At 71.6% G+C, this 24,156-nt stretch carries 20 protein-coding genes, 2 tRNA genes and 1 pseudogene; 11 read left to right on the forward strand and 12 right to left on the reverse strand.

Annotated elements, in window-relative coordinates; genetic code table 11:
• Positions 1-66: 66 nt before the first annotated feature.
• From O0S08_RS39220 to O0S08_RS39235, 4 genes are all read right to left on the reverse strand, one after another.
• A complete protein-coding gene (locus tag O0S08_RS39220; RefSeq protein WP_269034600.1) occupies positions 67-2,175 on the reverse strand; it encodes a DsbA family protein in 2,109 nt (702 codons plus the stop codon).
• A gap of 81 nt (positions 2,176-2,256) precedes the next feature.
• Positions 2,257-3,693 (reverse strand): DsbA family protein, encoded by a 1,437-nt coding sequence (locus O0S08_RS39225; protein ID WP_269034601.1) that lies wholly within the window; start codon positions 3,691-3,693, stop codon positions 2,257-2,259.
• Between the two features lie 126 nt (positions 3,694-3,819).
• Positions 3,820-4,353 (reverse strand): hypothetical protein, encoded by a 534-nt coding sequence (locus tag O0S08_RS39230; protein WP_269034602.1) that lies wholly within the window; start codon positions 4,351-4,353, stop codon positions 3,820-3,822.
• 195 nt (positions 4,354-4,548) lie between these two features.
• Positions 4,549-4,621: transfer RNA gene (locus O0S08_RS39235), tRNA-Gly, on the reverse strand.
• A gap of 310 nt (positions 4,622-4,931) precedes the next feature.
• Here O0S08_RS39235 and O0S08_RS39240 point away from each other — a divergent pair.
• Positions 4,932-5,004 (forward strand) — tRNA-Asn (locus O0S08_RS39240).
• 68 nt (positions 5,005-5,072) lie between these two features.
• Here the strand turns inward: O0S08_RS39240 and O0S08_RS39245 are convergent.
• Entirely contained in the window at positions 5,073-6,257 is a 1,185-nt protein-coding gene (locus tag O0S08_RS39245; protein ID WP_269034603.1) for a hypothetical protein, read from the reverse strand.
• A gap of 450 nt (positions 6,258-6,707) precedes the next feature.
• On the opposite strand from O0S08_RS39245, the gene O0S08_RS39250 reads away from it, so the two are divergent.
• Positions 6,708-7,049 (forward strand): hypothetical protein, encoded by a 342-nt coding sequence (locus O0S08_RS39250; RefSeq protein ID WP_269034604.1) that lies wholly within the window; start codon positions 6,708-6,710, stop codon positions 7,047-7,049.
• Here O0S08_RS39250 and O0S08_RS39255 read toward each other — a convergent pair.
• Both O0S08_RS39255 and O0S08_RS39260 read right to left on the reverse strand, forming a co-directional pair.
• Complete coding sequence (locus tag O0S08_RS39255) at positions 7,043-7,492, reverse strand: RDD family protein (RefSeq protein WP_269034605.1); 450 nt, start codon at positions 7,490-7,492, stop codon at positions 7,043-7,045. The two genes, O0S08_RS39250 and O0S08_RS39255, sit on opposite strands and share 7 nt — an antisense overlap.
• Before the next feature lie 88 nt (positions 7,493-7,580).
• The gene (locus O0S08_RS39260; protein ID WP_269034606.1) at positions 7,581-8,801 is read right to left on the reverse strand and encodes a hypothetical protein; all 1,221 of its coding nucleotides are present in this window, start codon (positions 8,799-8,801) and stop codon (positions 7,581-7,583) included.
• A 138-nt stretch (positions 8,802-8,939) separates the two neighbouring features.
• Between O0S08_RS39260 and ygiD the strand changes: the two genes are divergently transcribed.
• The 3 genes and pseudogenes from ygiD to O0S08_RS39270 all read left to right on the forward strand — a co-directional run bounded on the left by ygiD (position 8,940) and on the right by O0S08_RS39270 (position 10,667).
• Positions 8,940-9,719: a 4,5-DOPA-extradiol-dioxygenase gene (ygiD, locus tag O0S08_RS39265; RefSeq protein WP_269034607.1), complete on the forward strand. Its 780-nt coding sequence runs from the start codon at positions 8,940-8,942 to the stop codon at positions 9,717-9,719.
• 68 nt (positions 9,720-9,787) lie between these two features.
• Positions 9,788-10,048: pseudogene (locus tag O0S08_RS51460) on the forward strand (transposase); the annotation flags it as partial.
• A 16-nt stretch (positions 10,049-10,064) separates the two neighbouring features.
• Positions 10,065-10,667 (forward strand): IS5 family transposase, encoded by a 603-nt coding sequence (locus tag O0S08_RS39270; RefSeq protein ID WP_269034608.1) that lies wholly within the window; start codon positions 10,065-10,067, stop codon positions 10,665-10,667.
• Here O0S08_RS39270 and O0S08_RS39275 read toward each other — a convergent pair.
• The 3 genes from O0S08_RS39275 to O0S08_RS39285 form a co-directional block, all read right to left on the reverse strand.
• Entirely contained in the window at positions 10,664-12,613 is a 1,950-nt protein-coding gene (locus O0S08_RS39275) for an N-6 DNA methylase (protein ID WP_269034609.1), read from the reverse strand. The genes O0S08_RS39270 and O0S08_RS39275 overlap by 4 nt on opposite strands.
• A 10-nt stretch (positions 12,614-12,623) precedes the next feature.
• Complete coding sequence (locus tag O0S08_RS39280) at positions 12,624-13,274, reverse strand: NADPH-dependent F420 reductase (protein WP_269034610.1); 651 nt, start codon at positions 13,272-13,274, stop codon at positions 12,624-12,626.
• 78 nt (positions 13,275-13,352) lie between these two features.
• A complete protein-coding gene (locus O0S08_RS39285) occupies positions 13,353-14,174 on the reverse strand; it encodes a hypothetical protein (RefSeq protein WP_269034611.1) in 822 nt (273 codons plus the stop codon).
• A 563-nt stretch (positions 14,175-14,737) separates the two neighbouring features.
• Here O0S08_RS39285 and O0S08_RS39290 point away from each other — a divergent pair.
• The 6 genes from O0S08_RS39290 (at position 14,738) to O0S08_RS39315 (ending at position 21,632) form a co-directional block, all read left to right on the forward strand.
• Complete coding sequence (locus O0S08_RS39290; RefSeq protein ID WP_269034612.1) at positions 14,738-15,388, forward strand: DUF4178 domain-containing protein; 651 nt, start codon at positions 14,738-14,740, stop codon at positions 15,386-15,388.
• The gene (locus O0S08_RS39295) at positions 15,381-16,763 is read left to right on the forward strand and encodes a DUF4178 domain-containing protein (RefSeq protein ID WP_269034613.1); all 1,383 of its coding nucleotides are present in this window, start codon (positions 15,381-15,383) and stop codon (positions 16,761-16,763) included. The genes O0S08_RS39290 and O0S08_RS39295 overlap by 8 nt, the downstream gene beginning before the upstream one ends.
• A gap of 60 nt (positions 16,764-16,823) precedes the next feature.
• Positions 16,824-17,015, forward strand: a complete 192-nt coding sequence (locus O0S08_RS39300; RefSeq protein WP_269034614.1) for a hypothetical protein — start codon at positions 16,824-16,826, stop codon at positions 17,013-17,015.
• Position 17,016: 1 nt separating this feature from the next.
• The gene (locus O0S08_RS39305; protein WP_269034615.1) at positions 17,017-18,555 is read left to right on the forward strand and encodes a polyamine aminopropyltransferase; all 1,539 of its coding nucleotides are present in this window, start codon (positions 17,017-17,019) and stop codon (positions 18,553-18,555) included.
• 555 nt (positions 18,556-19,110) lie between these two features.
• Complete coding sequence (locus O0S08_RS39310) at positions 19,111-20,742, forward strand: NAD(P)-binding protein (protein ID WP_269034616.1); 1,632 nt, start codon at positions 19,111-19,113, stop codon at positions 20,740-20,742.
• Positions 20,743-21,050: 308 nt separating this feature from the next.
• Positions 21,051-21,632: a DEAD/DEAH box helicase family protein gene (locus O0S08_RS39315; protein WP_269034617.1), complete on the forward strand. Its 582-nt coding sequence runs from the start codon at positions 21,051-21,053 to the stop codon at positions 21,630-21,632.
• Between the two features lie 258 nt (positions 21,633-21,890).
• On the opposite strand, the gene O0S08_RS39320 is transcribed toward O0S08_RS39315, so the two are convergent.
• Positions 21,891-22,796 carry an alpha/beta fold hydrolase gene (locus tag O0S08_RS39320; protein WP_269034618.1) on the reverse strand — a complete coding sequence of 302 codons (906 nt, stop codon included), beginning with the start codon at positions 22,794-22,796 and terminating at the stop codon, positions 21,891-21,893.
• 52 nt (positions 22,797-22,848) lie between these two features.
• A complete protein-coding gene (locus O0S08_RS39325) occupies positions 22,849-24,066 on the reverse strand; it encodes an ADYC domain-containing protein (protein ID WP_269034619.1) in 1,218 nt (405 codons plus the stop codon).
• Positions 24,067-24,156 lie beyond the last annotated feature (90 nt).

Raw genomic sequence — 24,156 nt, forward strand, 5'->3', positions numbered from 1 at the left:
CCCGGCCCCGTCGCGCACGGGGCCGGGCGGGTCAGGACCAGGCGTTGCCTGGCCCGGAGACCAGGCTCACTTGCCCGGCGCCGGAGCCGGCGCCGGCGTCGGGGCCGGCGCCTTGACCGGCGCGCCGCCCTTGGCCGCGGCGTCCTTCTCCTTCTTCTGCGTCGCCTCGAAACCGCCGTTCAGCTCCTCGTCGAGGACCATCTTGAAGCGGTCGATCGGCTGCGCGCCGCTCATCAGGCGGCCGTTGATGAGGAAGCCGGGCGCGCCGCGGACCTCCATCTTGCTGCACTCCGCCATGTCGTCCTTGACCCGCTGCGCGGTCGCGGGGTCGTTGTAGTCGCGCTCGAACTTGACCACGTCGAGCCCGAGCTGCTGCGCGTAGCCCTTGAAGTCCTCGTCGGACCGCTTGGTCTTGTCGGCGAACAGCAGGTCGTGCATCTCCCAGAACTTGCCCTGGTTCTGCGCGGCGATGCCGGCGCGGTGGGCCGGCTCGGCCATCTTGTGCATCGGCAGCGGGTAGTTGCGGAAGTAGATCGCGACCTTGTCGCCGTAGTCCTTGACGATCTGCGCCACGGTGTCGGCGCCGCGCTTGCAGAACGGGCAGTCGAAGTCCGAGCACTCGACGATGTTGATCTTCGGGTTCTTGAGGTTGCCCTTGCCCGCGAGGCCCTTGGTGCTCACCTCGCGGCGCTTGAAGTCGGCCGGCGGCGGCGGCGGCGGGACCTTCAGCTCGGTCTCGAAGCCCTTGATCATCTCGTCGTACAGCTTGTCCTTGGCCGGCTTCTTCTCGGCCAGGAACTTCTCGGCCTTGACCTTCTCCTCGTCGATCAGCTTCTGGAACGCCTCGAACGGCTGCGCGCCCGAGAGGTGGCGGCCGTTGATGTAGAACGCCGGCGTGCCGTTCGAGCCGAACTTCTGCGCGGTCTGCTCGTCCTCCTTGATCATCTGCTCGAGCTTCGGGTCGGCCAGGTCCTTCTTCCACTGGTCGAAGTTGAGGCCGGCGATCTGGCGCGCGTAGCCCTCGAAGTCGGCGTCGGTGAGCGCCTTCTGGTTGGCGAACAGGAGGTCGTGCATCTCCCAGAACTTGCCCTGCTGCGCGGCGGCCAGCGAGGCCTTGGCGGCCGGGCGGGCGCGGTCGTGGAAGCCGAGCGGCAGCTGGCGGAACACGACGCGCACGTCGTTGGGGTACTTCTCCTTGATCTGCTTGAGCGTCGGCGTGACGCGGTTGCAGAACGGGCACTGGAAGTCGCTGAACTCGATCACCGTGACCAGCGCGTCGGCCGGGCCGAACGCCGGGCGGCCGTCGACCGGCACCGCGTAGTTGGCCGCCGGGTCGGGCTCGCCGACCTTCGGCTTGTTCTCCGGCGGCGGCTCCTTCCGCTCGTCCTTGGCCGCCTTCATGATGCGCGCGTAGACCTCGCTGCGCTTGCTGCCGTCCTTGATCAGCTGCTCGGCCGCGGCCTTCTCCTCGTCGACCAGCTTCTTCAGGCCGTCGATCGTCCGCGGCGCGCCGCGCTGCCACTTGCCGTTGATGAAGAAGCTCGGGGTGCCGCGCACGCCGAACTTCTTGCCGAGCGCCATGTCCTCGTTCACCTGCGCCTGGTAGGTCTTGGCGTCGAGCGTGGCCTTGAACTTGGCCATGTCGAGCTTCAGCTCCTCGGCGTACTTCTCGACGTCGGCGCGCGTCATCGCCTTCTGGTTCTTGAAGAGGATGTCGTGCATCTCCCAGAACTTGCCCTGCTCACCGGCCGCCAGCGCCGCCTCCGAGCCCATCGCCGCGTCCTTGTGCATCGGCAGCGGGTACTGCTTGAACACCACGCGCACGTCGTTGGCGTACGCGGGGTCCTTGATCAGCTCGTTCAGCATGTCGGTGAACTTCGAGCAGAACGGGCACTGGAAGTCGCTGAACTCGACGATCGTGACCAGCGGGTCCGCGGCGCCCTTGACCTGGTCCTTGTCGGTGTAGGTGACCCGGAACCGCTCGCCCGTGATCTTGCTGTTGAGCGAGTCGTCGACCTGGTCCATCGTGACCAGCCCGCCGCCCGCGGCGGCCGGACCGGCGGCGGCGGCGGCTTCTTCCTTCTTGCCGCCGCGGTTGCCGGTGCAACCAGTGAGAGGAGAAGCGGCCAGGGCGAGCGCCGAGACCAGGAACACGGGGAGGCTGATGCGTTTCATGGGACTCTGTGTCTGTAGTTGGTTGGGTGTTTGAAGGAACATGTCACAAAAATCATGTCCGAAAGGACATCATGGAAGAAGTCACTGGTGGAGATCGGCGCTCGGGAACTCGTTGGGAGGGATCGCCTCCTCGTCGAGGATCTTGCGCACGACGGCTCCGCGGGCGGCGCCGGCGGCGATCCGCTCCTGCGCGTGGGTCAGCTCGGCCTCGACGTCGGCGGCGAGCGCCTCGGCGCCGCGAAAGCCGTCGACGTAGCGGCCGTTGAGGAAGATCGCCGGGGTGGCGTCGAGCCCGAGCCTGCGGGCGTATACGAGGTCGTCGCGGACGACCTGGGCGACCTCGGCGCTGTCGAGGTCGGCGAGGAAGCGGGCCTCGTCGAGGCCGAGCTCGCGGGCGATCGCCGCGTAGGTGCGGCGACCGAGCCGCGGCGCGGTGAACAGCCGCTCGGCGAAGTCCCAGAAGCGGGACTGGCGGTCGGCGGCGACCGCCGCCCGCGCGGCGCTGTCCGCTCCGGAGTGGATCGGCAGCGGCAGCTGGCGGTAGGCGATCCGGACGTCGTTCGGGTACCGCCGCCGCAGCTCGGCGATGCCCTCGGTCGCGGCCTTGCGACAGAACGGGCACTCGAAGTCCATGAACGCGACCAGCAGCACCGGCGCGTCGTCGGGCCCGAGCGTGGGCGCGGCGCCGGCGTCGACGGCGTAGCGCTTGCCGGGCTCGGCCCGCTGCGGGGGCGGCGCCTCGGCGGCCTTGAATCGCTCGGCGAGGAGCCGTCGCTGCTGCGCGGTGGCGTCGTCGACCTCGAGCGGGGCGACCACTGCGTCGGTCATCGCCGCGGTGTAGAGGTCGGCGCGCGAGGTGCCGTCGCGCAGGCGCGCCTGGGCGGCGAGGATCTCCTCGTCGATCAGGGCGTGCCAGGCCGCCTCGTCGCGGAAGCCGATCACCGGCCGGCCGTTCACCAGCGCCACCGGGCTGAAGTAGATCCCCAGCTCGACCGCCTGGCGCCGGTGGCGGATCCGCGTGCCCGAGTAGACCCCCGCGTCGAGGTCGTCGAGGAAGCGCGGCACGTCGAGCCCGAGCGCCTCGGCGCCCTGCTTGAGCGCCGCGCGGTCGAACTGCATCGTGTCGTAGAGCCGGCGGTGCATCGGCCAGAATTGGCCCTGCGCCCCGGCGGCCAGCGCGGCCTCGGCGGCCCGCTCGCCGTCGGCGAAGCCCGGCAGGGTCTGGCTGCGGAACACCACTCGCAGGTCGTCGCCGTAGTCCTCGACCAGGTGGTCGAGGACCTTCCAGGTGCGCGCGCACGGCGGGCAGGCGTAGTCGGAGAAGACCACGACCGTGACCAGCGGCTCCGCCCCCCCGAGCGCGTGCTCGTCGGGGTCGAGGTCGATGCGGTAGCGCACCGAAGAAGTGGTGATCGGAGCTGCGGGCGCTTCAGGCGCGCCCGGCGAGCATTCGCAGGCTGCGTTGCTCAGCGCCAGGCCGAACGCGACCTGGCCGAGCCAGAGATGAGGGACACGCATGAGAGGACCGTCTCGAACACCCGGAGGGCGCCGCCGAGGCGCGCAGCGCCGGCTCCCGCGTGCAGGTGCACGAGGCACCTGCAGCCTCTCGGGCGCGACCCAAGACCTCCGGTCGGCCCGAGCGGACTACGCGGGCGCGACGCGAGGCGGGGGTGCTTCGGGACAGGTCGTTCGGGACAGGAGCGGCGGGTCGTCGCGCGGGCGCGCAGTCGTGAGCGACACGCGCCGCGGCGACCACTCGTCGCGCAGGAGCGCGGCGATGGCGCTGGACCCCGGCCCGAGCAGGTCGGGCGGCGGCCGCGCCGGCAAACCGCCGCGCTGGAGCTTGCCGCAGTTCTCGTCGGTCGGGTCGCACACGGCCCGCTTGAACAGGGCCTCGAGCAGGCGCGAGCAAGAGCCGCGCGACAGCTTGAGGACCGACGGGTCGACGACCAGGTCGGCCAGGAGATCGCCTCCGCACAGCACCTCGGCGTCGGGGTCGTCCTCGTCGCCGCAGAACTCCGCGGCGCCGAGCAGCTCGACGAGCCGCAGGTGAATGTCGCTGCGCAGATCTGGGGTGCCCGGAACCGCGGCCTCCGCGCTCGAGGCGGCCACGCCCGCGCTCAGCCACAGGCTGAGCACCACGAGACAGCGCAAGAAGCTGGAGAACAGGGCAGACACGGAGCGCGGCGAAACGTTAGGCGGGTTTTGCAAACTGCGCAAGCCGCCTTCTATTCCCGCACGTGCGGCCGACCACGGGACGCTGCTCGGCCCGGGGGCTCACGGGCCCCGGCGAGGCTGCGGAGCGGGCACCGGACCTGCGACGGACCAAACACGAAGCCCCGTCACCGGAGGTGACGGGGCTTTCGATTCTAGAGCGGGAGACGAGACTCGAACTCGCGACCCCGACCTTGGCAAGGTCGTGCTCTACCAACTGAGCTACTCCCGCAGATCGTGCAGAACAACGTCCGAGGACGGCACTCTGCCGGTTGGTTCAGGTTGTGGCCCCGTGCCAGTGGCGAGGGGAGGCGGAGAATATACGAGCCCCATGGAGTGTCAAGCCCCCTTCGACATGTTCTCGCAAGCCCCCGCGCGGGCGCTCCAGCCGCCCTGCGGGGCCCGATCGGCGGTTCCGGGGCGCCGGTCCGAACGCGGCGCTCATTCGTGCCCCATCTCACAGGTTCTCCGGCGATGCTGCTTGACGCCGTCACGGGGGATCGAGTACACACGCTCGCCCCGGGCTCCCAAGTCCAGGTCATTCCGACATAGCTCAGTCGGTAGAGCAGCGGACTGTTAATCCGCGGGTCGTAGGTTCAAGTCCTACTGTCGGAGCCCCAAAAACCCCTCCAGCGTTTCGCTGGAGGGGTTTTGCATTTTGGTCGCGCGCTCGCCGAGGAGCCTCAGCGGCGACGCCGGCGCGCGAGCCCGAGGAGCATGCCGAGGGACAGCGCCAGGCCGCCGACCCCGCCCGACTCGCCCGCGACGCAGCCGCAACCCTCCCCTCCGCCGTCGCCGTCGCCGTCGCCGTCGAGGTCGGGCAAGTCCTCGCCGGGCGTGGCGGTGACGACCTGGTGCGCGCGCGGGTTGCCGAACAGGTCGTAGGAGACGAGGACGAAGTTGTAGGCCTTGCCGTTCTCGAGCCCGTGGATGGTCGCGGACTTGCCGGCGAACGCGATGTGGTCGCTGCACACGTAGTCCCAGTCGAGGGCGTGCATGGCCGGGCTGACGCGCAGCTTGCAATCGGCGTCGCACAGGCCCTCGGGGTCGTTGTCGAAGCCGTCGTCGCAGGCCTCGCCGGCCTCGACCACGCCGTTGCCGCAGGTGTCCGGGTCGCTCACGTCCCCGGGCACGGTCATGACTGTCGAGAAGGGCTGGTCGCCGCACAGGTTGCCGGCAGTGAAGTAGTGATTGCCGTCCGGCACCTCGCCGAGCTCGGGCGTCGGGAAGTCGAGGCCGGGCGACGCGCCGGTGTCCGCCTCCTCGCACAGCACGCGGAACCCATAGACGTCGCCCGAGCCCGCCTCCCAGTGGAGCTCGACCGCGCCGTTCCCCGACTCTGCGGTCAGGTCCGTGACGTCGAGTAGCGGCGGCATGAAGTCGAACTTCAGCGCGGGCTGGCTCGCCGTGATGAAGAACTCCCCGGGCTGGCACCCGGCCATGCCGTTCTCCTGCGGGTCGCACATCCACAGGCCGGCCTCGCCGGTGACGTCGGCGTCGCAGATGTCGGCGACGATCGTCTCCGGCGCGTCGACGCTGCGCTCCGGCGACGAGGGATCGACGCCGACGGCCAGGAACGCGGGGTGGAACGCGCCCGTCACGCCCTGCGTGAAGGTCGAAGCCAGCGCCCTGGCCAGCTCCCCGCAGCGACGAAATTGACCGTCGATCGAGACCTCGGCCGTGGCGCACTGGGTGCCGACGAGGGCCTGGAGCATCTTCGTGGGATCGACGGCGCTGGCCTGCGCCTGGATGTTGACGCCGATCTTCTGCCCGCACTGGCAGCGGGCGCGGTTGATCGACTGCCTGAGATCGCGCTCCACCATCGGGCGCACGAACTCGCCGTTCTCGTCGGTCAAATAGTACGACACGGAGAAATCGGCTGGATCGGGCAGCTCGGCGCGGGCGGTCCCGGCGAAAGAAAAGGTCGCGAGCAGCGCAGCAACCACATACCGTGATGGCACATCGGGCATGTCGATCCAACTTCGGCCGCCTCGTGGTTGTTCCGCGATCGCGACTCGCAGGACGTCGAGTTACGAGCAGTCGAGGCTGCGCGCGTGTCGCATCAGGCATCCCGCGAACCCGACAACAGCGACCCCGCGGATCGGTCGCCGCCGCCTCGAGGGAGGCCGCGTGCACCGCCGCTTCCCCGCGTTCGAGCCCGACATCGTCGTCGAGGATGCGCTCGACCTCCACTCGTTCGGCGTGCCCGCGCTCATGGAAGTGGTCGGCGACGGCTACACGCCCGGTTCGGCGGTGATCCGGCTCGACAGCGGCGACGTGCTGGTCGGCGACCCGGCGACGTCCTGCTCGCGCCGCTGGTGCGGGTCCCGCAGCGGATCGCCGGCTCGGGCACCATCTTCGAGGCCGGCGGCGAGATCGGCTATCGCCAGGTCGACAGCAGCGTCGACGGCCGCCGCTACGTCAACTTCAACGTGTTTCTCACCGCCACTCTCGGCTGGCGCGTCGACTGCCGGCTGGCGCTCACCACTTTCTATCTGCTGCCCCAGGTCGGCGTCGGCGGCGACGTGGCCCGCACCAGGCCGCCCTCGCGCCGAGCCGCCGCACCCGCGCCTGGTCGGCGACTTGCTGCTCGGCTTCCGCCTCTGAACGGACCTGGTCGCCGAGGAACTCGCGCCCACGCCGATTGGTTCAGTCATTGAACGAAGCGCGCCACCTGGACCACGCGCGTCCCGCCGGCGAACGCGTCGTGGTTGCCCTGACGCAGCGGGCTGGCGCGGATCGTCCTGGCGATCACGATCCAGGCCGCGAGCGCGAGCAGCGGGCCGACGAAGGGGATCGATCCGATCAAGGTGAACGCCTCGCGCCGCAACGACTGCCGCACCGTGGGTCGACCGCCGTCGGGCCCGAGGACGCGAAGTCCCAGCGCGAACTTGCCGAGCGTCGCGCCGGCCCAGGCGTCGAGCAGGCTGAAGTAGAGGAAGACGAACGCCGAGCCGACCAGCAGCCAGTCGAAGCCGTAGCCCATGAGCCGGCCGAGGCCGACGTCGACTGCGGCGAGGACCAGGACATCGAGCCCACGCGCCAGCAGGCGCACCGGGAACTCGGCGGGGATCAGGGCATCGGCGGAAGAAACAGCGGACATGACAGAGCCTCCGCCACACAGACCGCGGCCGCCGGCGCGACTCATCGGTCCGCTCGAAATTTTTTTCCGCCGCGCCCGGCCGCCCGTCTCACCCGTACGGCGTCACCGGCAGCACCCTCCCGTCGGCCGCGACCCGCACCGCGAACTCGCAGCGCTGCTCCGACTCGCGCAGCAGCACGATCGCGTGCTCGCCGCGGGCATGGGCCGTGAACGACCACAGACCGTCCGGCAGCTCGACCAGCGCCAGGTCGGGCGCGCGGCCGAGCTCGGCCAGCGAGGCCAGGCGCGCGACCAGGGCCGACTCCTCGAGCCACAGCGCCAGCACCCGGTCGCCGAGCGGCAACACCTCGAAGTCGAGGTACTCGCTGGCCGGCAGCGGCGGGTGCCGCTCGACCCGCACCGTGCCCTCGGCCGAGGCGGTCAGCGCCACGATGTCGCGCGAACCTGTCCCCGAGAACATGTTGTCGTCCTTCCACAGCACGCGGCCCACCCCGCGAGTGAAGGCGACCCGCGTGTCGAGGCTGTCGAGCGTGTGCAGGGCCAGCGGCGACCACTGCCCCGCGCGGTAGAACGTGGTCGCCACCTGCGGCGCCTCGGGGCCGTGGGAGATCTCGATCGCCAGGAACGACGACCCGGCGGTGCGGAGGTGGAAGTGACACGGGTACACGCCCGGCGACGTCGCCGGCACGAGGCCGAGGTCGACGCGCGGGCCGACGCCGGCGGCGCTGACGCGGCGGGCGAACATCCGCAAGACGGTCGCCTCGGCGATCGCGCCGAACAGCCACCCGCCGCGGATCGTGCCGGTCTCGGCCAGCGCGCGCCGCTCGACGCGCCCGCTCGGGTGGGCGATCACCAGCTGTGAGGCGTTGCGCCAGCTCTCGGTCTCGAGCGCGAGCACCACCCCGTCGGCGAGCGCGTAGCCGCTGACCGTGCGGCCGAGCGCCCACGGCATGCGTCGTTGCCCGGACAGCGGCATCAGCCGCGTCGAGCGCCCGAGCGGTTCGCAGATCCGCAGCCACAGCGGGCTCCCGCGCTCGCCTGCGAGGATCTCCGCCTCCTCCGCCAGGCCCGTGCGGTCGAGGTCGTCGCGGTCGGCGAGGCCGACCTCGGGGACGACAGTCACGCGCACGCGGGGATCGTCGCCCTCGGCCGCGCTGAATTCACACAGGCGCTGACCGTCGGGGTCGAAACACACGAGCTCCGCGGCGGGCTCATGGTTGCGCAGCCAGGCCGGTTCGCTGTCACGGACGAACGGTACGACGACCGCGCCGGAGCCAGCGACGCGGGGGCAGCCGTCTGGCGCGCGCATCTGGGCCGACGCTAGCCCGAGGCGCGGGGCTGCGTCGAGGCCTCGGGGATTGTCGGCACCAGCGCAACAATGCGTTGCTTCGGGCCGGCTTGTCCGGGCGCGCGCGGGGTAACATACCGGGCGGTCAGGAGACCGGACATGCCCACCACGCCCGTCCTGTTCGTCGGCCACGGATCGCCGATGAACGTGATCCTCGACAATGCTTGGACGCGGACGTTCAACGATCTCGGAGCGGCGTTGCCGACGCCGCGAGCGATCCTCGCCGTCTCGGCGCACTGGTACACTCGCGGCACCTTCGTGACCGCCGGCGGCGACCCACCGACGATTCACGACTTCGGCGGCTTTCCCCGCCAGCTGTTCGAGATCCAGTACCCCGCCCGCGGCAGCGACGAGGTCGCGCGGCGGGTGTGCGAGCTGCTCAGCGGCGACAGGGCCGCGCCGCGCAGCGACTGGGGCCTCGACCACGGCACCTGGACGGTGCTGCACCACATGTTCCCGCGCGCCGACGTGCCGGTGCTGCAGCTCAGCATCGATCATCAGCGGCCGCCGGCCGAGCACCTGGCGATCGGTCGCGCGCTCGCGCCGTTGCGCGAGGAGGGGGTCCTGATCCTCGGCAGCGGCAATATCACCCACAACCTGCGCGCCGCCATGCAGCACGCCCGGAGCGGCGATACCTCGCTGCAGGAGTGGGCCCTGCGGTTCGACGCCGACGTCGCCCATGCGGTCGAGCAGCGCGACCACGACTACCTCGCGCGCGCCCCCGAGACCGCGCTCGGCCGGCAGAATCACCCGAGCATCGACCACTACTTGCCGCTGCTCTACGCCGTCGGCGCGGCGAGCGAGGCCGAGGCCCCGCGGTTCTTCAACCCCGGTTTCGACCTCGGCTCGATCTCGATGCGCGGCGCCCTGTTCGGCTAGGCCATGTCCGAAATCCCGAAAACGCCAGTTTCTTGGAGATATCGGGGTTTCTTGATCTGGTCGGGGACATGACGCCCCGCGTTCCCCGCCACCAGCTCACGGACGACCAGTGGAACCTGATCGCGGACCTGTTCCCGACTCGCAACTGCAAGACGGGACGGCCCGCGAGAGATCGCCGGACGATCCTGAACGCCATCTTTTGGGTGCTCCGCACAGGAGCGCCGTGGCGTGATCTTCCGATCGAGTTCGGTCCATGGTCGACTGCGTGGGACTTCTTCAACAAGTGGAACCAAGACAGGACGTTCGACGAGGTGCTGCGACGACTCCGCAGCTGCGTGGTTTCGCATGACGACCCCCCCGCCGAGCTCTGGTGCATCGACGGCACGTCGATCCGCGCGGCTCGCTGCAGCAGCGGCGGGGGGAAAATCGACGAACCCAGAAGAACCGAAGGATCACGCGCTGGGGCGCTCCCGGGGTGGCTGGGGCACGAAGATCCACATCCTGTGTGACGCACACGGACACCCCCTCCACTTCCATCTCAGCGCCGGCCAGATCCACGACCAGACGATGGTCGACACCTTGCTCTGCGGCGCCGATGAGACTCTGCACGACGAACACGGGACACCGATGGCTTGGCCCGTCGCGCTCGCCGGCGACAAGGGTTACCGAGCGAACTGGGTCGACCAGTACCTGTTGGAGCTCGGCATCAAGCCCATAATCCCGAGTAAGGAGAACGAGGACCGCTCCCTTCGGCCTGTCGCATTCGACAAGGCCGCGTACCGGCGTCGAAGCATCATCGAGTGCCTCATCGGCTGGCTCAAGGAGTCACGCCGGATCGCTACCCGGTTCGAGAAGAAAGCCATCAACTTCGGCGCGATGGTTAAACTGGCGTTTATCCACCGCTACCTGCGCCTGCGTGCTTCATGCGCGATTTCGGACATGGCCTAGTCGACGCGGGCGACCTCGAGGCAGGCCGCCCGCGCGCGCTCGCGGCTGGCCACGCGCTCGCGGATCGACGCCTCCACCATCCCCGCGATCCGGGCCCGCTGGGCCGGGTCGCGCGGCAGCGGCAGCACCAGCTCGCCGACGCGGTCGCCGAGCGAGTCGATGATGTCCTGCGTGAACCGCTTGGCCTCGATCTGCTTGCGCACCGGCTCCGAGCCGAGCGCCGCCAGCAGCAGGTACGGCGACAGCAGCTCGGGCCGGCACACCCGCAGCTTCAGCAGGTGGCTCTGGAACACGATGCGGGTGTCGTGCTCGGTGATGAACGCGCACGTGCCGATCAGATAGGTGCCGTCGCGGACCATCAGGATGTCACCGGCGCGCACGTCCTGCTTGGCGCGCAGCGACTCGTAGACCTCCTGGCCGACGCAGTGCTTGGGGTCGAGCTTGAGCTCCCAGTTCGACAGGTCGGAGGTGCGCACGAACGGCACGTCGCCGCCGCCGTAGGCCAGCTTGCCGACCTCGTGCCCGCTGGTGATGGCGAGGATCCCGTCGTCGAGCAGCTGCTGGACCGTCACCAGCTCGTGGGTGTGCTGCAGGCCGGCGAGGATGGCCGCCACCTTCGGGTCGTAGTAGCGCGGCGCCAACACGTTGCCGCGGACCGCCTCGGCCGCGACCGCGTGGCCGAGGCGGCTGGCCTCCGGCGGGCTGCCGGCCGCGTGCTGGCGGAAGCGGGCCTCGATCTCCGGCAGCTCGTCGCGGGCGATGCTGCGGCCGCGGCTGTCCTTGCCGCACCACGCCGCCTCGGCCATGAAGATCGCCGGCCGCGTCGACCCCGGGGCCGGCTCGCGGCGGTTGAGCAGCATCAGGCACACCTTGGTGTGCGTGCCGCCCTTGCCCGACGTCTTGAACAGCTCCTCGGGCATGCCGATGACCGCGCGCAGATCTGCCTGTTCGAACATGTACTGAACGACATGTCGATACGACTTGCCGGAGATCAGGCTCTCGGGCACGACCAGGCCGACGCGGCCGCCGGGGCGGGCCAGCGCGAGCAGGCGCTCGACGAACAGCACCTGCGGCGAGACCCCGCGCTGCAGCCGCGACGTCGGGGCCCAGCGGTCGTTCGGGCCGAGGCGCCACACGTAGCCGAGCGCGAAGGTCTGCTGGACCTCGGTCGAGGCGGCGACGATCTTGGCGCCGAACGGCGGGTTGGCGAGCACGACGTCGAACCCGCCCTGCACGTCGCAGCGCAGCGGGCCGCCGTCGTCGGCCTGCCAGGCCAGAGTGTCGCCGCAGTGCACCTGCGCCGGCGACATGGTCACGAGGCCGACGTGCGCGCGCGCCAGCCCGGCGAGGTAGCGGTCCTTGTCGATGCCGACCACGCTGCGCGCCACCTCGGCCGGCGGCACCCCGCGCGCGACCAGCCGGCGCGCGGTGTGGCTGAGGAACCCGCCGGCGCCGCAGGCCGGGTCGATCACCCGCTCGCCGGGGCGCGGGTCGACCAGGTCGACCAGCATGCGCACCGCCGTCTGCGGGGTGAAGAACTGGCCCTCGAACCCGCGCGTGGCCGCCGCGGTGAACACCTCGTAGGCGTCGCCGATCGGGTCGCAGCGCGGGTCGTCGAGGTCGAGCGTCCGCAGCTCGCGGTCGACCTCGAGCAGCGTCGCCGCGTCGAGCCCGATCTGCGCGTCGGCGGCGAACACGTCGGGGATCAGCGCCTTCAGCCGCGCCAGCTGGGCCCGGTAGAACCCCAGCAGCGCCCCGGCCTCGTCCGGCGCCGCCTCGCCGCCGCGGACCGTCAGCGCCCGGCAGAACACGCAGCGCAGCACCTCGTCGAGCAGCGCCGCGTCGCGCGTGGCGCCGACCAGCCGGCCGGCCAGGAAGTTGCGCAGGCGGGTGAAGACTTCCCTGGCCTGAGGGACAGGTACCGAAAAATCAGTCTCTTCCAACATGCTCGATCGGTCATCCACGACGCAGCAGCTTGAACGCGACCTCGCGCCCGTGGCCGCCGACCAGCGCAAGGTGGATCCACAGCACCGCCATGTTCTCGAGCGCGGCCGCGTTGCGCAGCGGGCCGGCGTCGAGCGGGCGGAAGCCGGCCCGCTGGATCAGCGCCGACAGCGTCGCCTTGGCCTCGGCGTCGTCGCCGGCGATCGGCACGTCGGCCACGGTGTCGCCGAGTTGCGGGTCGGCGTGGAACTCGGCGCCGAACGTGTTGAAGGCCTTGAGGACCCGCGCGCCCGGCAGCGCGGCCTGCAGCGCCGCGGTGATCGAGCCCTCCGGCGGCGGCGCCCACACCGGGCCCTGCGACCACGTCAGCGGGTTGTTGCAGTCGACCACGATCTTGCCGCGGAGATCGCCGAGGGCGTGGGCCGCCGCCACCGCGACGTTGCCGGGCACCGCGAGGAACACGATGTCGGCCGCCGCCGCCGCCTCGGGCGCGAGCGCGGCGGTGACCTTGCCGTCGAGTTCGGCCAGCGCCTCGGCGATCTTCGAGCCCGAGCGGACCCCGAAGCTCACGCGCGTGAAGCCTGCGGCGACCAGTCGGCGGGCGATGGCGGACCCGACGTTGCCGGGGCCGACGATGGCGATGGCTGGATCGTGCGTCGACATGGCGCGGAGCGTACCGCGAAATACCGCGCCGCGCGAGTTCCGCAGGCCCTGCTGCAGCGACTGCAGGCCCGGCCGCAGCTACTGACAGACCAGCGGCGCGCCGTCGAAGATCGTCACGGTGCAGGTCGGATCGGCCGCGCAGCCGCACACTCCGGCGTAACAGGTGTCCACGTTCTGTCCGCCCGCGCAATCGCTGTCGATCGCGCAGCCGCAACGCCCCGCCACGCACTGCGTGTAGCCGGGCAACCCCGAGTCCAGGCAGTCCTGATCGATCTGGCACACGCACCGACCCGACGGCACGTCGCAGACCGGGTGCCCGGTCTGGGCCTGACACGCCTCGTCGCCGGCGCACGGGCTCTGGCACGCCCCGGCCTCGCAGGTCGCGACCGCCTGTCCGCACACAGTCACGTCGGGCCCGCCGTCGAACGCCGGCAGCATCTTCTCGACCAGCCCGAAGTCGGCGCAGGCGAAGGTCCCCGGGGTCAGCGCGCAGCGACCCGCGTCCGCGACCAGGACGCACGCCTCCCCGGTCGCGCACTCGCTCGGCCCCGCGCACGGGTTCTTCCACCCCGACAGCTCGGCCAGGCACTGCGCGTCGCTGGTGCAGTCCGGGTACAGGCACAGGCCGTCGATGCAGCGGAAGCCGAGGTCGCCGCCGCCGATCCGGCAGTCGCGGTCGTTGTCGCACTGCGACTGGCAGCGCTTGGCCTCGGCCCCGGTGGTGGTCGATTCGCCGCTCGTGCCAGTCGTGGTCGTCGCCGCCGTCGACGACGAGGTCGGCGAGGTCCCGGTCTCCGTCGCGGCCGTGGTCGAGGACGTGGTCGGCGGCTCGCTGGCCGTCCCGCCGTCCGCCGGGGGACACGCCGTCAGCAACACCACCAAGAGGCCGAAAGTTCGCATTCCGCCAGGCAACCCCATGACAGACGACCGTAGCGCATTTTCGCCCCTGGGCGAAGAAACCCGCGCATGCGGACCCCGCCCTCCACCCCCGAGAGCTCGTCCGCGCCGGGGCCCGTCTCCGCCGCTCGCTCATTCGCCCTTATGGACATGTCTTTAACAACATGTCCTTTCACGCACATTGCCGACTCCTCGAAGCCGGCACTGCCCGCTCCGAGGCAATCCATCCGACTGCATCACCACCAGCCTACTGAGAGCAGCAACATCCCCGACTCGGAGCCGGCGACCCGCTCCATCTCCGCGGCCCGCTCGCTGCAGTCCCCCTCCACTCCGCCGCCAACCACTGCGCACCGTGGGGCGAGGCGATCCATCACCTGCCGGGCGCACCACCGCCGCGCTGCCGGCAGCGACATCGCCCGACGCCACCTCCGCCCCCCCTTCCCCGGCGCGAGCTGCAACCCGCCCGCGATGACGCCGACGCCCGCGCATCGCCTGCGTCCGCGCGGCCGCGAGCGCCCTGACGGCCCTTTGTGCCGCGCCCGGGGAAGTGGCACCATGGCCGCGCGATGGAGCGCGAGCGCCAGGTGTCGTGCCCGCAGTGCGGGGCTCCGGCGCCGTTCCGCGGCACCGCGGTCTCCCTGGTGTGCGAGCACTGCGGCAGCACGGTCGTCCGCGCCGGCCTCGACGTCCGCCTCCTGGGCAAGGTCTCGGCCGTCGTCGACGACGGCAGCCCGCTGCTCCTCGGCGGCAAGGGCAGCTTCGCCGGCCGCGGCTTCGAGATCGTCGGCCGCCTGCAGCTCCGCTACGCCCGCGGCGCGTGGAGCGAGTGGTACCTGCAGTTCGCCGACGGCGTCGGCTGGCTCGCCGACTTCCAGGGCAACTTCGCCGTCACCACCCCCGCCCCCGCGGGCGGCGAGCTGCCTGGCTTCTACAACATGTCCATCGGGACATGGCACAACGTACATGGCGTAGAGGCCATGATCGTCGATCGCCGGGCCGCCCGCTACCAGGGCGCCGAGGGCGTCCTGCCCTTCGTCGCCGAGCCCGGCCTCAACTTCTACGGCCTCGACCTCGCCGGCCCCGACGACCAGTTCATCAGCCTCGACTACGGCGTCGACCCCTTCCACACGCGGCCCGCGGTCTACCTCGGCCGGGCCGTCGAGCTGGCCGAGCTCGGCCTCGACCGCCTGCGCAGATTCGAGGGCTGGCGTGACTGAGGCGACCACCGACGCGGCCGCCCCGCGCCCCGCCGAGTCCGCCCCGCAGCGGCTGTTCCGCGACGAGGCGCGGACCGAGGCGGTGCAGTGCCTGGCCTGCGGCGGGCCGATCGCCCTGCGCGGCTTCGGGGCGATCCAGCGCGTCGTCTGCCCGGCCTGCGGCAGCCTCCTGCGCCCGGAGGACAGCGGCGCCCTGGCGCTGATCCACCGGGCCGCCCGCGCCCACCAGCCGTCGACCCTGCCGCTGCACGCCCGCGGCCGCCTCGACGGCGCGACCTGGGAGATCGTCGGCATCTGCTGGCGCGCCGTCTCGGTATGGGGGTGGCAGGAGTTCCTGCTCTACAACCCGTACCGCGGCTACCGCTACCTGGCCTGGTCGGCCGACGACGGCCACTGGTCTTTGGGACAGGTCATCCCCGGCGCGCCGAAGATCGTGCCGGGCAAGCAGCACGCGATCGAGCACCGCGGCCGCCGCTACCGCCACTTCTCCGGCGCCGACGCCCGCGTCACCTACGCCGAGGGCGAGTTCCCGTGGCAGGTCCAGGTCGGCGACGTCGCCCACGTCGACGACTTCGTGGCCCCGCCGCACGGCATCTCGATCGAGGAGGTCGCCGGCAGCGACGGCGTCGAGCTGACGCGCACGGCCATGCGCCACCTCGACCCCGCCGAGGTCTGGCGCGCCTTCGACCGCCCCGGCAAGCCGCCGAAGCAGAAGGGCGTCGGCATGCTCGCGCCCAACCGCTGGCGCGAGCAGGCGCGCTCGCTGTGGCTGTCGTGCCTGGTCCTGCTGGTCGCCTGGTACTTCGCGGTCGAGTTCGTCGCCGGCCGCGCCAGCGAGCGCGAGGTGTTCCAGGCCACCGACCTGCGGTTCGACAGCGTCCTGTCGCAGGAGGTCACGATCGGCGAGCCTGGCTCCTACACCACGGTCGAGGTCTCGTTCACCGCCTTCCCGCTCGACAACTCGTGGGCGTTCGCCGAGGTGGTGCTGATCCCGCTCGACGGCGAGGACGCGATCGGCCTCGGCCTCGAGGCCGACAGCTACAGCGGCTTCGAGGGCGGCGAGTCGTGGTCCGAGGGCGACCGCCAGGCCGACCGGATCCTCGGCCGCGTCGCCGGCGGCCGCTACCTGCTGCAGGTCACCCCCGAGCGCGACACCAGCGCCCTCGCCGACAGCGACCCGTTCGGCGTCCGCCTCGGCGGCCCGTACGGGGTGCACAGCCCGGACACCTGGGCGATCCGCCTGCGCGAGGACGTGTTCCTCACCCGCTACGCCGTCCTGCCCGTCCCGATCATCCTCGGCTTCCCCCTGCTCGCCTGGCTGCTCGGCCGCCGCCGCGAGCGCAAGCGCTGGGCCGACAGCGACCACCCCAAGTGACCCCATGAACATGTTTAAAAGAACATGTCCATTTCGACCTGACCTTTTACCCCTGTCCGATTGACCATGTTCCGCAAGGCCTACTGGATCTGCTCCGTCGCCGCCCTGCTGCTGCTGCTGTTCGGGGCCCGCTCGGGCGCGCTGCTGGCGGGCACGCCCGAGCGCGGCAAGGTCGAGCGCGACCCCGACGGCACGGTGCGCGGGCGGGCGGCCTTCGTCTGGCTCGGCGGCGGCTACCACGGCGGCAAGTGACATGTCGGCCGCGCCCGGGACCCGCCTGCTGCTCGCCTCGGTGCTGGTGGTCGCCACCTGCGGCCTCGTCTACGAGCTGATCGCCGCGACCATGGCGAGCTACCTGCTGGGCGACAGCGTCACCCAGTGGAGCCTGGTGATCGGCGTCTATCTCAGCGCCATGGGCCTCGGCTCGTGGCTGAGCAAGTTCGTGGTCACCGGCCTGCACGCGCGCTTCATCGCCGTCCAGCTGGTGATCGCCGCGGTCGGCGGCCTGTCGGCGGTGGCGCTGTTCTACGGCTACGCCTACCTCGCCAGCGTGCGCCCGCTGCTGTTCTCGATCCTGGTGATCGTCGGCACCATGGTGGGCCTCGAGATCCCGCTGCTCATGCGGATCGTCGGCGACGGCCAGGAGCTGAAGGACACTGTCGCGCGGGTGCTCGCGTTCGACTACGTCGGCGCGCTGCTGGCCAGCCTGCTGTTCCCGCTGGCGCTGCTGCCCCACCTCGGCCTGGTGCGCACCGCCCTGCTGTGCGGCCTGTTCAACGCCGCGGTCGCGCTGGCCTGCGCGTGGGTGTTCCGCGAGCACCTGCCGCGCCCGCGCGCCGCCCTCGCCCAGGCCGCGCTGGTCTGCGCCGCGCTGGCCGGCGGCCTCGTGTTCGGCGGCCGGCTCGAGCGCCTGGCCGAGCGCGAGCTCTACGACGCGCCGGTCATCTTCTCCGAGAAGACCGCCTACCAGCGCCTGACGATCACCCGCAGCGGCGCCGACATCCGCCTCTACATCGACGGCAACCTGCAGTTCGCCAGCAGCGACGAGCACCGCTACCACGAGGCGCTGGTCCACCCCGCGCTGGCCGGCGCCGCCCCGCGCCGCGCCCTCGTGCTCGGCGGCGGCGACGGCCTGGCGGTGCGCGAGCTGCTCAAGTACCCGGGCCTCGAGCGCGTCGACCTCGTCGACCTCGACCCCGGCATGACCCGCCTGTTCGGCCGCGACCCGCTGCTGGTCCGCATCAACCACGGCAGCCTGTCCGACCCGCGCGTGCACGTGCACAACGCCGACGCCATGCGCTGGCTCGAAGAACATGTCCGAACGGCCAGCGACCCGTACGACGTCGCCGTCGTCGACCTGCCGGACCCCAACAACTTCTCGCTCGGCAAGCTCTACACCGGCTCGTTCTACCGCCTGCTGCGCCGCGCCCTCGGGCCCGCCGGCGTCGGCGTGGTCCAGGCGACCTCGCCGTACCTGGCGCCGCGCTCGTTCTGGTGCGTCGTCAAGACCCTCGCCGCCGCCGAGCTGCACCCGCGCCCCTACCACGCCCACGTGCCGTCGTTCGGCGACTGGGGCTTCGTCCTCGTGTCCCCCGCCCCGCGCCCCGAGCCGACCCACCTCGCCGACGTCCCGCTCCGCTTCCTCGACGACGCCCTCCTGCCGACCCTGTTCGTGTTCCCGCGCGACCAGCAGCCGCCCGACGTCGACGCCAACCGCCTCAACGACCAGCTGCTCGTCCACTACTACGAGGAGGACCTGCGCGCCCTGCCCGGCCGCGGAGGCCGCGGATGAGCCGGCGCGACATGTCCTATCGGACATATCCCAAGAGCCCTGGCCCTGGGGCACGAGTTCGTGCGCGGACGGCGGCAGGAGCTGGACCTGGTCGATCTCCCACGGGCAGAACGTCTTGCTCATGTCGACTCTCATGAAGACGAATCGCGCAGAGCCGAGCGATGAACATCGTCGGCTCGTCGCGAGGACTCTCATGTCTCTCGAGACATCTCGCATGCACGGCCTGCACGATCGCCTCGCACGGCGACAGCGGGGCCGGCGACGCTCTCCGCAGGCGGGCACGGAGCGGCGGAGTGGGACGCAGGCGGGAGGGGCCGCAGGCGACCGCGCGCAGGCGCCATCGTCCGCCAAGCACGAACGAACCTGTCCTCGACGACAGCTCACGATCGAAGCCCGAGGGCGCCGAGCACGTTGCCTGGGAGGGCCCCGCCGTCGCGAAGGACCCGCTCCGCCGCTCCGTGGCCGCCGTCACCCAGATCCCCACGGCCCCGCGCCTTCGGCCGCGCGATTTCCTGGACAGGCTCCTGGGGACGCGACTCGCCCCGGAGGCCCAGCGTGAAGCGGCGCGGCTTCCTCGGCACGGCCGCGGGCACCGTCGCGGCGGCGGCCTGCGGCCCCGGTGAGCCGCCCGCGCCGGCGGTCGAGTTCGCCGGCCCCGATCCCGCGCGCGGCCACCACCTGCGCGAAGGGACATGGCGCGAAGGACCTGTCCACGAGACCATCCACACCGAGGTGGCGATCGTCGGCGCCGGCGTGGCCGGCAGCGCCGCCGCCTGGCGCCTAGGGCGGGCCGGCCTCGCCGACGTCCACCTGTTCGAGCTCGAGGACGACGTCGGCGGCACCGCCCGCGGCGGCGAGCTGCCGCGCTCGCGTCACCCGCTCGGCGCCCACTACTTGCCGACCCCGCCGGCCGGCTGCCCCGCGCTCGAGCGCCTGCTCGCGGACCTCGGCGTCATCCTCGGCCGCGACGCCGACGGCCGCCCCGAGTACGCGCCCTCGGCGATCGCCGCCGCCCCGCTCGAGCGTCACTTCGGCCGCGGCCGCTGGTACGAGGGCCTCTATCCCGCGACCGGCGAGACCGCCGACGAGGCCGCGCAGTGGGCCCGCTGGCACGCTCACCTGCGCGAGCTCGACGGCGGGCGCGGCGGCGACGGTCGCCCGCTGTTCGCCATCCCCGTCGCCCGCAGCAGCGCCGAGCTGCGCCACCTCGACCGCGTCTCGTTCGCCGCCTACCTCGACGACCTCGGCCTCGTCAGCGAGCGCCTGCGCTGGGCCCTCGACTACGCCTGCCGCGACGACTACGGCTGCACCCTCGCCCAGACCTCGGCCTTCGCCGGCCTGCACCACTTCCTCGCCCGCGGCCTCGAGGAGACCCGCGGCGGCTTCATCCTCACCTGGCCCGAAGGCAACGCGCGGCTGGTCCGCGGCATGCTGGATCGCGCCGACCTCGGCGATCGCCTCCACCGCGGCGCCGCCGTCGTCGCCGTCGATCCGCAGGCCGGCGAGCTCCGCGTCCATCGCCCCGCTGACGGCCGGCGCCTGCGCGTGCACGCCCGCGCGATCTTGTGGGCCGCCCCCCGCTTCGTCCTCGGCCGCCTGCTCGTCGGCGCCGATCCGCTGGCGGCCGGCGCCCTGAGCTACGCGCCCTGGCTGGTCGCCAGCGTCGACGTGCGCACCGCCCCGCGAGGCGTCGGCGCCCGCCTCGCGTGGGACAACGTCCCGCTCGCCGGCCCCAGCCTCGGCTACGTCGTCGCCACCCACGGCGAGTCGGCCGACGCGCGCCGCCCCGGCGCAGTCCTCACCTACTACGAACCGCTGTGCGGCGACGGCCCCGCCGAGCTCGCGGCCCAGCGCCAGCGCCTCCTCGCCGGCGACCCGAAGCACTGGGCCGACCACGTCGTCGCCGCGCTCTCGGCCATGCACCCCGGCATCGCCGCCGAGATCTCCCACGTCGCAGTCACCCGCTGGGGTCACGCGATGATCCGCCCGGTCCCCGGCCTGCTGTTCGGCGAGACGCTCGCCACGGCCCGCGCGCCCCTCGGCCGCCTGCGCCCCTGCGCCGCCGACGTCGCCGGCCTGCCGCTGTTCGAGGAGGCGTTCTATCAGGGCAGCAGCGCCGCCCTCGCCGCCCTCGCCGAGCTCGGCCGCGACGTCCCCGACGCCCTCGTCGACGAGCTGCCGGTCTGACCCACGATCATGTCTCCGAAGACATGTCCAAAAGACCCTGCCGGTCGCGGCGCGGGGTCACCCGCCGCTTCGGCCCTCGCCGTGACATGTCTCTTCAGACATCTTGTCACTCCGCGCGCGGCCCGGCGGGTCACCCTGCCGCGGTCGCCGCCGCCCTCGACATGGCCTTTAAGACAGCCCCCACCGCCCCCCGCTCGCTGGGCACAAACAGCCCCGCCGCCGACCGCCGCCCGTCCGCGTCTGTCGATCTCGCGGGCGAGCGCTCTCGCCCGCCCCGCGCGGCCGCGGCCGCGGTATCCTTTTAAAAGATGCCGCTGACGCTCGCGCAGCTCGAGGCGCTCTCGCAGCAGACCTTCCCGACGAAAGCGGTCGCGCGGCGCGACCCCGACGGTTACGCAGCGCTCCACGCGACCATCGCCGAGGCGCTCCATCCGGTCGCGCGCGCGCTCGAGTTCGACATGAGCAGCTTCGTCGCCCGCGCTCAGGACGAGCTGCTGGCCCTGCCGCCGCACATCCTGCTCGTCTGGTGCGACGAGGCCGACCTGATGGCCTCGCTCTACGCCCTGCCCGAGTCGGACATCGCCGCCAACGTCGCCCAGGCGCTGCACGCCGTCGCCGGCCTGCGCTTCGGCGACCCCGCGCAGCTCCCGTCGGAGCAGCGCGGCGCGGTCCTGCGGATCATGGCCGCGATCGGCACGCCTCTCGCCCGCGACGTCGACGACTTCTTCGCCGCCTACATCGACGGCGGCGCCCAGGACCCCGAGCTGCCCGTCCGCGCCGAGGTCGAGGCCCTGTTCGACCAGTTCGCCCCCTGCTACGTCGCTGACGCCGACGGCCTCGATCGCCGCTTCACCCGCGTCATCACCGTTCATCATCACATCGACGCATGACAGGTCCTTCAGGGCATGCCTCTATGGACATGCCCTGAAGGACATGCGGATTCGCAGGTCTCGCCGGCGAGCGAGCCGTGCACGGCCTGCGGACCTCGAGGGGGCTCGACGACCCGGCGGCCGCGTGCGCGTTCGCGAGGACGAGGAGCACCGGAGCGCGTCGAGCCCCCGGATCGGGGCCCCGGACGCGACATGACCTTCGGGACATCTACGATCACACGATTCGCCGCACGCTCACGCGACATTCGCCGGCAATCATCACATCAGGCCCGCCCGGGCGGCCACTTCGCGCACCGCGGCCGCCAGCGCCGCGGGGACCTCCTCCTGCAAGAAATGCCCGGCCTGCGTGCGCGTCACGGTCGCCGCCGGAAACGCCCGCTCGTGGCGGCCGAGCGCGCGGCCGAGGATCGGGTCGCGCTCGCCCCACACCAGCGCCAGCGGGCCCCCTGCTGCCACGAACCCGCGCAGCCACGCCTCGCCCTCGCGCAGCGGCGGGATGCTCGGGTGCTCGAGGCTGTCGGGGACCATGCGCGCCAGCGCCAGCGGGCCTGGCCGATCGGACAGGTGGCGCAGGGGCCAGCGATACGCGCGGGCTACCGCCCCCTTGATCGATCTGCGATCGCCCTGCGCCACCCACAGCGAATTTTGCGGGAAGCCGAGGCCGCGAAACACCAGGTCGCTGATCACGGGCACCCGCGCGAACCGGTGGAACCACGTCCCGCGGGGGCGCGGCGGCAGCACCCCCGAGGTGTTGCCCAGCACCACGCCGGCCACGCGCTCGGGGGTGCGGGCCGCCAGCGCCACCCCGAGGGCGCCGCCCCAGTCCTGACCGACGAGCACGAAGCGACGCAGGCCCAGCTGTTCCACCAGCTCGACCAGCGCGTCGACGTGACGCGTGACGCTGTGCTCGTGCAGCGCGATCCGGCTCGACAGGCCGAACCCCAGCAGGTCGGGGGCCACGCAGCGCAGCCCCGACAGCCCCGCGATCACCTCGCGCCACAGGAAGCTCCAGGTCGGGTTGCCGTGGAGCAGGAGCACCACCGGTGCTGCGAGATCGCCGTGGTCGATGCGGTGGATCCGCCGACCATCGGCCAGCGTGCTCGCGCTCCGGCGCAGCGGCAAGAGGTCGGCGAGCCACGCAGGCAGCTCCGGCACAAGCGTCATCGCCCGACGGCAACACAGCCGCCGGGCGATGTAAAGCGCGCCGCGCTAGCGCTCAGTGGCCGCCGTGGCCGTGACCGTGGCCGTGGCCGTGACCATGGCCGCCGCCCCAGCCGCCCCAGCCGCCGTCGTCGTCGTCGTCGTCGTCATCGTCGTCGTCGTCGTTGTTGTCGTCCGGCAGGCCCTCGCCGTACTTGTCGAAGGCGCTGACGATCAGGGCGCGGTGGTCGTCGAGCGAGCCGCAGTCGCTGGGGGCCTTCTTGGGGTTCCCCTTCTTGTCGAGGAAGCACTTGGGGTAGAGCCCCTGCTCCTTGTACTCCTGGTGGCGGATGTCGCGGAGGCAGTAGGCCCCATCCGGGTTCCACTCGGCCTCGATGAACCAGTTGGTCGCGCGCGCCTCGACCTGCGGCGACAGGTGGTCCCACAGGTCGATCGGGGTGCCGTTGACGGTCCACGGCTCACCGTTGCCGCAGTAGTCAGCGCGGGCCATGCGCGTGCAGGCCTGGTGGTGATCCGCGAGGGAGATCGTCTTGCAGTTCTTGCCCTTCTCCCAGTCCTTGCAGCGCTTGGTGTTCGCCCACGGGCGGTAGCCCCACAGCACGCACTTGGCGATGACGGCGTTCGTACAGGCGAAGACGAACACGTTGGGATCGTCGACGCGGTCGCCCGTCTCGAGGTTCCAGTAGTTGGCGACGGGGATCGCCGACACCAGCCCGCCCTGACCGTCCTGGCACAGCGGCTTCCACTGGTTGGAGGCCTTCGCGCGGTGCACGACGTCGTACAGGTACACGTCGTCCTGGTCGGGCGACTTGGTGATGTCGTCGATGCGCAGGACGTAGTCCTCGTAGACTTCCTCGCCGTCGATGACCTGGCCGACGGTCAGCTCCCACTCGGAGCCGATGAAGTCCTTGCCCTTCACCGAGACCTTCTTGCCGTTCTTGACGACCTTGCCGCTGAACTCCGAGCCGTTGAGCACCGGCCCGTTCAGCACCGGGCCGTTGAGCACCGGCCCGTTGAGGTTCACGCCGTTCAGCACGGGGCCCTGCATGAGCGGGCCCTCGAGCACGTTGCCGTTGAGCACCGGCCCGTTCAGCACCGGCCCGAGGATGATGCCCTGCAGGACCGGCCCGTTCAGCACCGGCCCTTGCAGGACCGGGCCGTTCAGCTGGACGGAGTTGAACTCCTCGTCACGGGTCGAGACGACATCGGAGGGTGCCTCCGCCCCCACGTAGCACCCTGCGCTGAAGCCCAGCAGCGACACGACAAGCGCCACACGACTCACGGCCATAACCACCCCCATCGATTCTCGGGACTGTAGCACAGGTAGCGGACACATGAAAGGACATATGTCCGTTCATGCTCA

This window comes from Nannocystis punicea, assembly GCF_026965555.1.
GTDB classification, from domain to species: Bacteria; Myxococcota_A; Polyangia; order Nannocystales; family Nannocystaceae; genus Nannocystis; species Nannocystis punicea.

Excerpts from the sequence above, each read along its gene's own strand:
- O0S08_RS39255 (WP_269034605.1), bottom strand. The coding sequence starts at position 7,492 with ATGTCCGCTGTTTCTTCCGCCGATGCCCTGATCCCCGCCGAGTTCCCG.
- O0S08_RS39320 (WP_269034618.1), bottom strand. The coding sequence starts at position 22,796 with ATGACGCTTGTGCCGGAGCTGCCTGCGTGGCTCGCCGACCTCTTGCCG.
- O0S08_RS39290 (WP_269034612.1), top strand. The coding sequence starts at position 14,738 with ATGGAGCGCGAGCGCCAGGTGTCGTGCCCGCAGTGCGGGGCTCCGGCG.
- O0S08_RS39315 (WP_269034617.1), top strand. The coding sequence starts at position 21,051 with ATGCCGCTGACGCTCGCGCAGCTCGAGGCGCTCTCGCAGCAGACCTTC.
- O0S08_RS39225 (WP_269034601.1), bottom strand. The coding sequence starts at position 3,693 with ATGCGTGTCCCTCATCTCTGGCTCGGCCAGGTCGCGTTCGGCCTGGCG.
- ygiD (WP_269034607.1), top strand. The coding sequence starts at position 8,940 with ATGCCCACCACGCCCGTCCTGTTCGTCGGCCACGGATCGCCGATGAAC.
- O0S08_RS39305 (WP_269034615.1), top strand. The coding sequence starts at position 17,017 with ATGTCGGCCGCGCCCGGGACCCGCCTGCTGCTCGCCTCGGTGCTGGTG.
- O0S08_RS39285 (WP_269034611.1), bottom strand. The coding sequence starts at position 14,174 with ATGCGAACTTTCGGCCTCTTGGTGGTGTTGCTGACGGCGTGTCCCCCG.
- O0S08_RS39280 (WP_269034610.1), bottom strand. The coding sequence starts at position 13,274 with ATGTCGACGCACGATCCAGCCATCGCCATCGTCGGCCCCGGCAACGTC.
- O0S08_RS39275 (WP_269034609.1), bottom strand. The coding sequence starts at position 12,613 with ATGTTGGAAGAGACTGATTTTTCGGTACCTGTCCCTCAGGCCAGGGAA.
- O0S08_RS39260 (WP_269034606.1), bottom strand. The coding sequence starts at position 8,801 with ATGCGCGCGCCAGACGGCTGCCCCCGCGTCGCTGGCTCCGGCGCGGTC.
- O0S08_RS39220 (WP_269034600.1), bottom strand. The coding sequence starts at position 2,175 with ATGAAACGCATCAGCCTCCCCGTGTTCCTGGTCTCGGCGCTCGCCCTG.
- O0S08_RS39270 (WP_269034608.1), top strand. The coding sequence starts at position 10,065 with ATGACGACCCCCCCGCCGAGCTCTGGTGCATCGACGGCACGTCGATCC.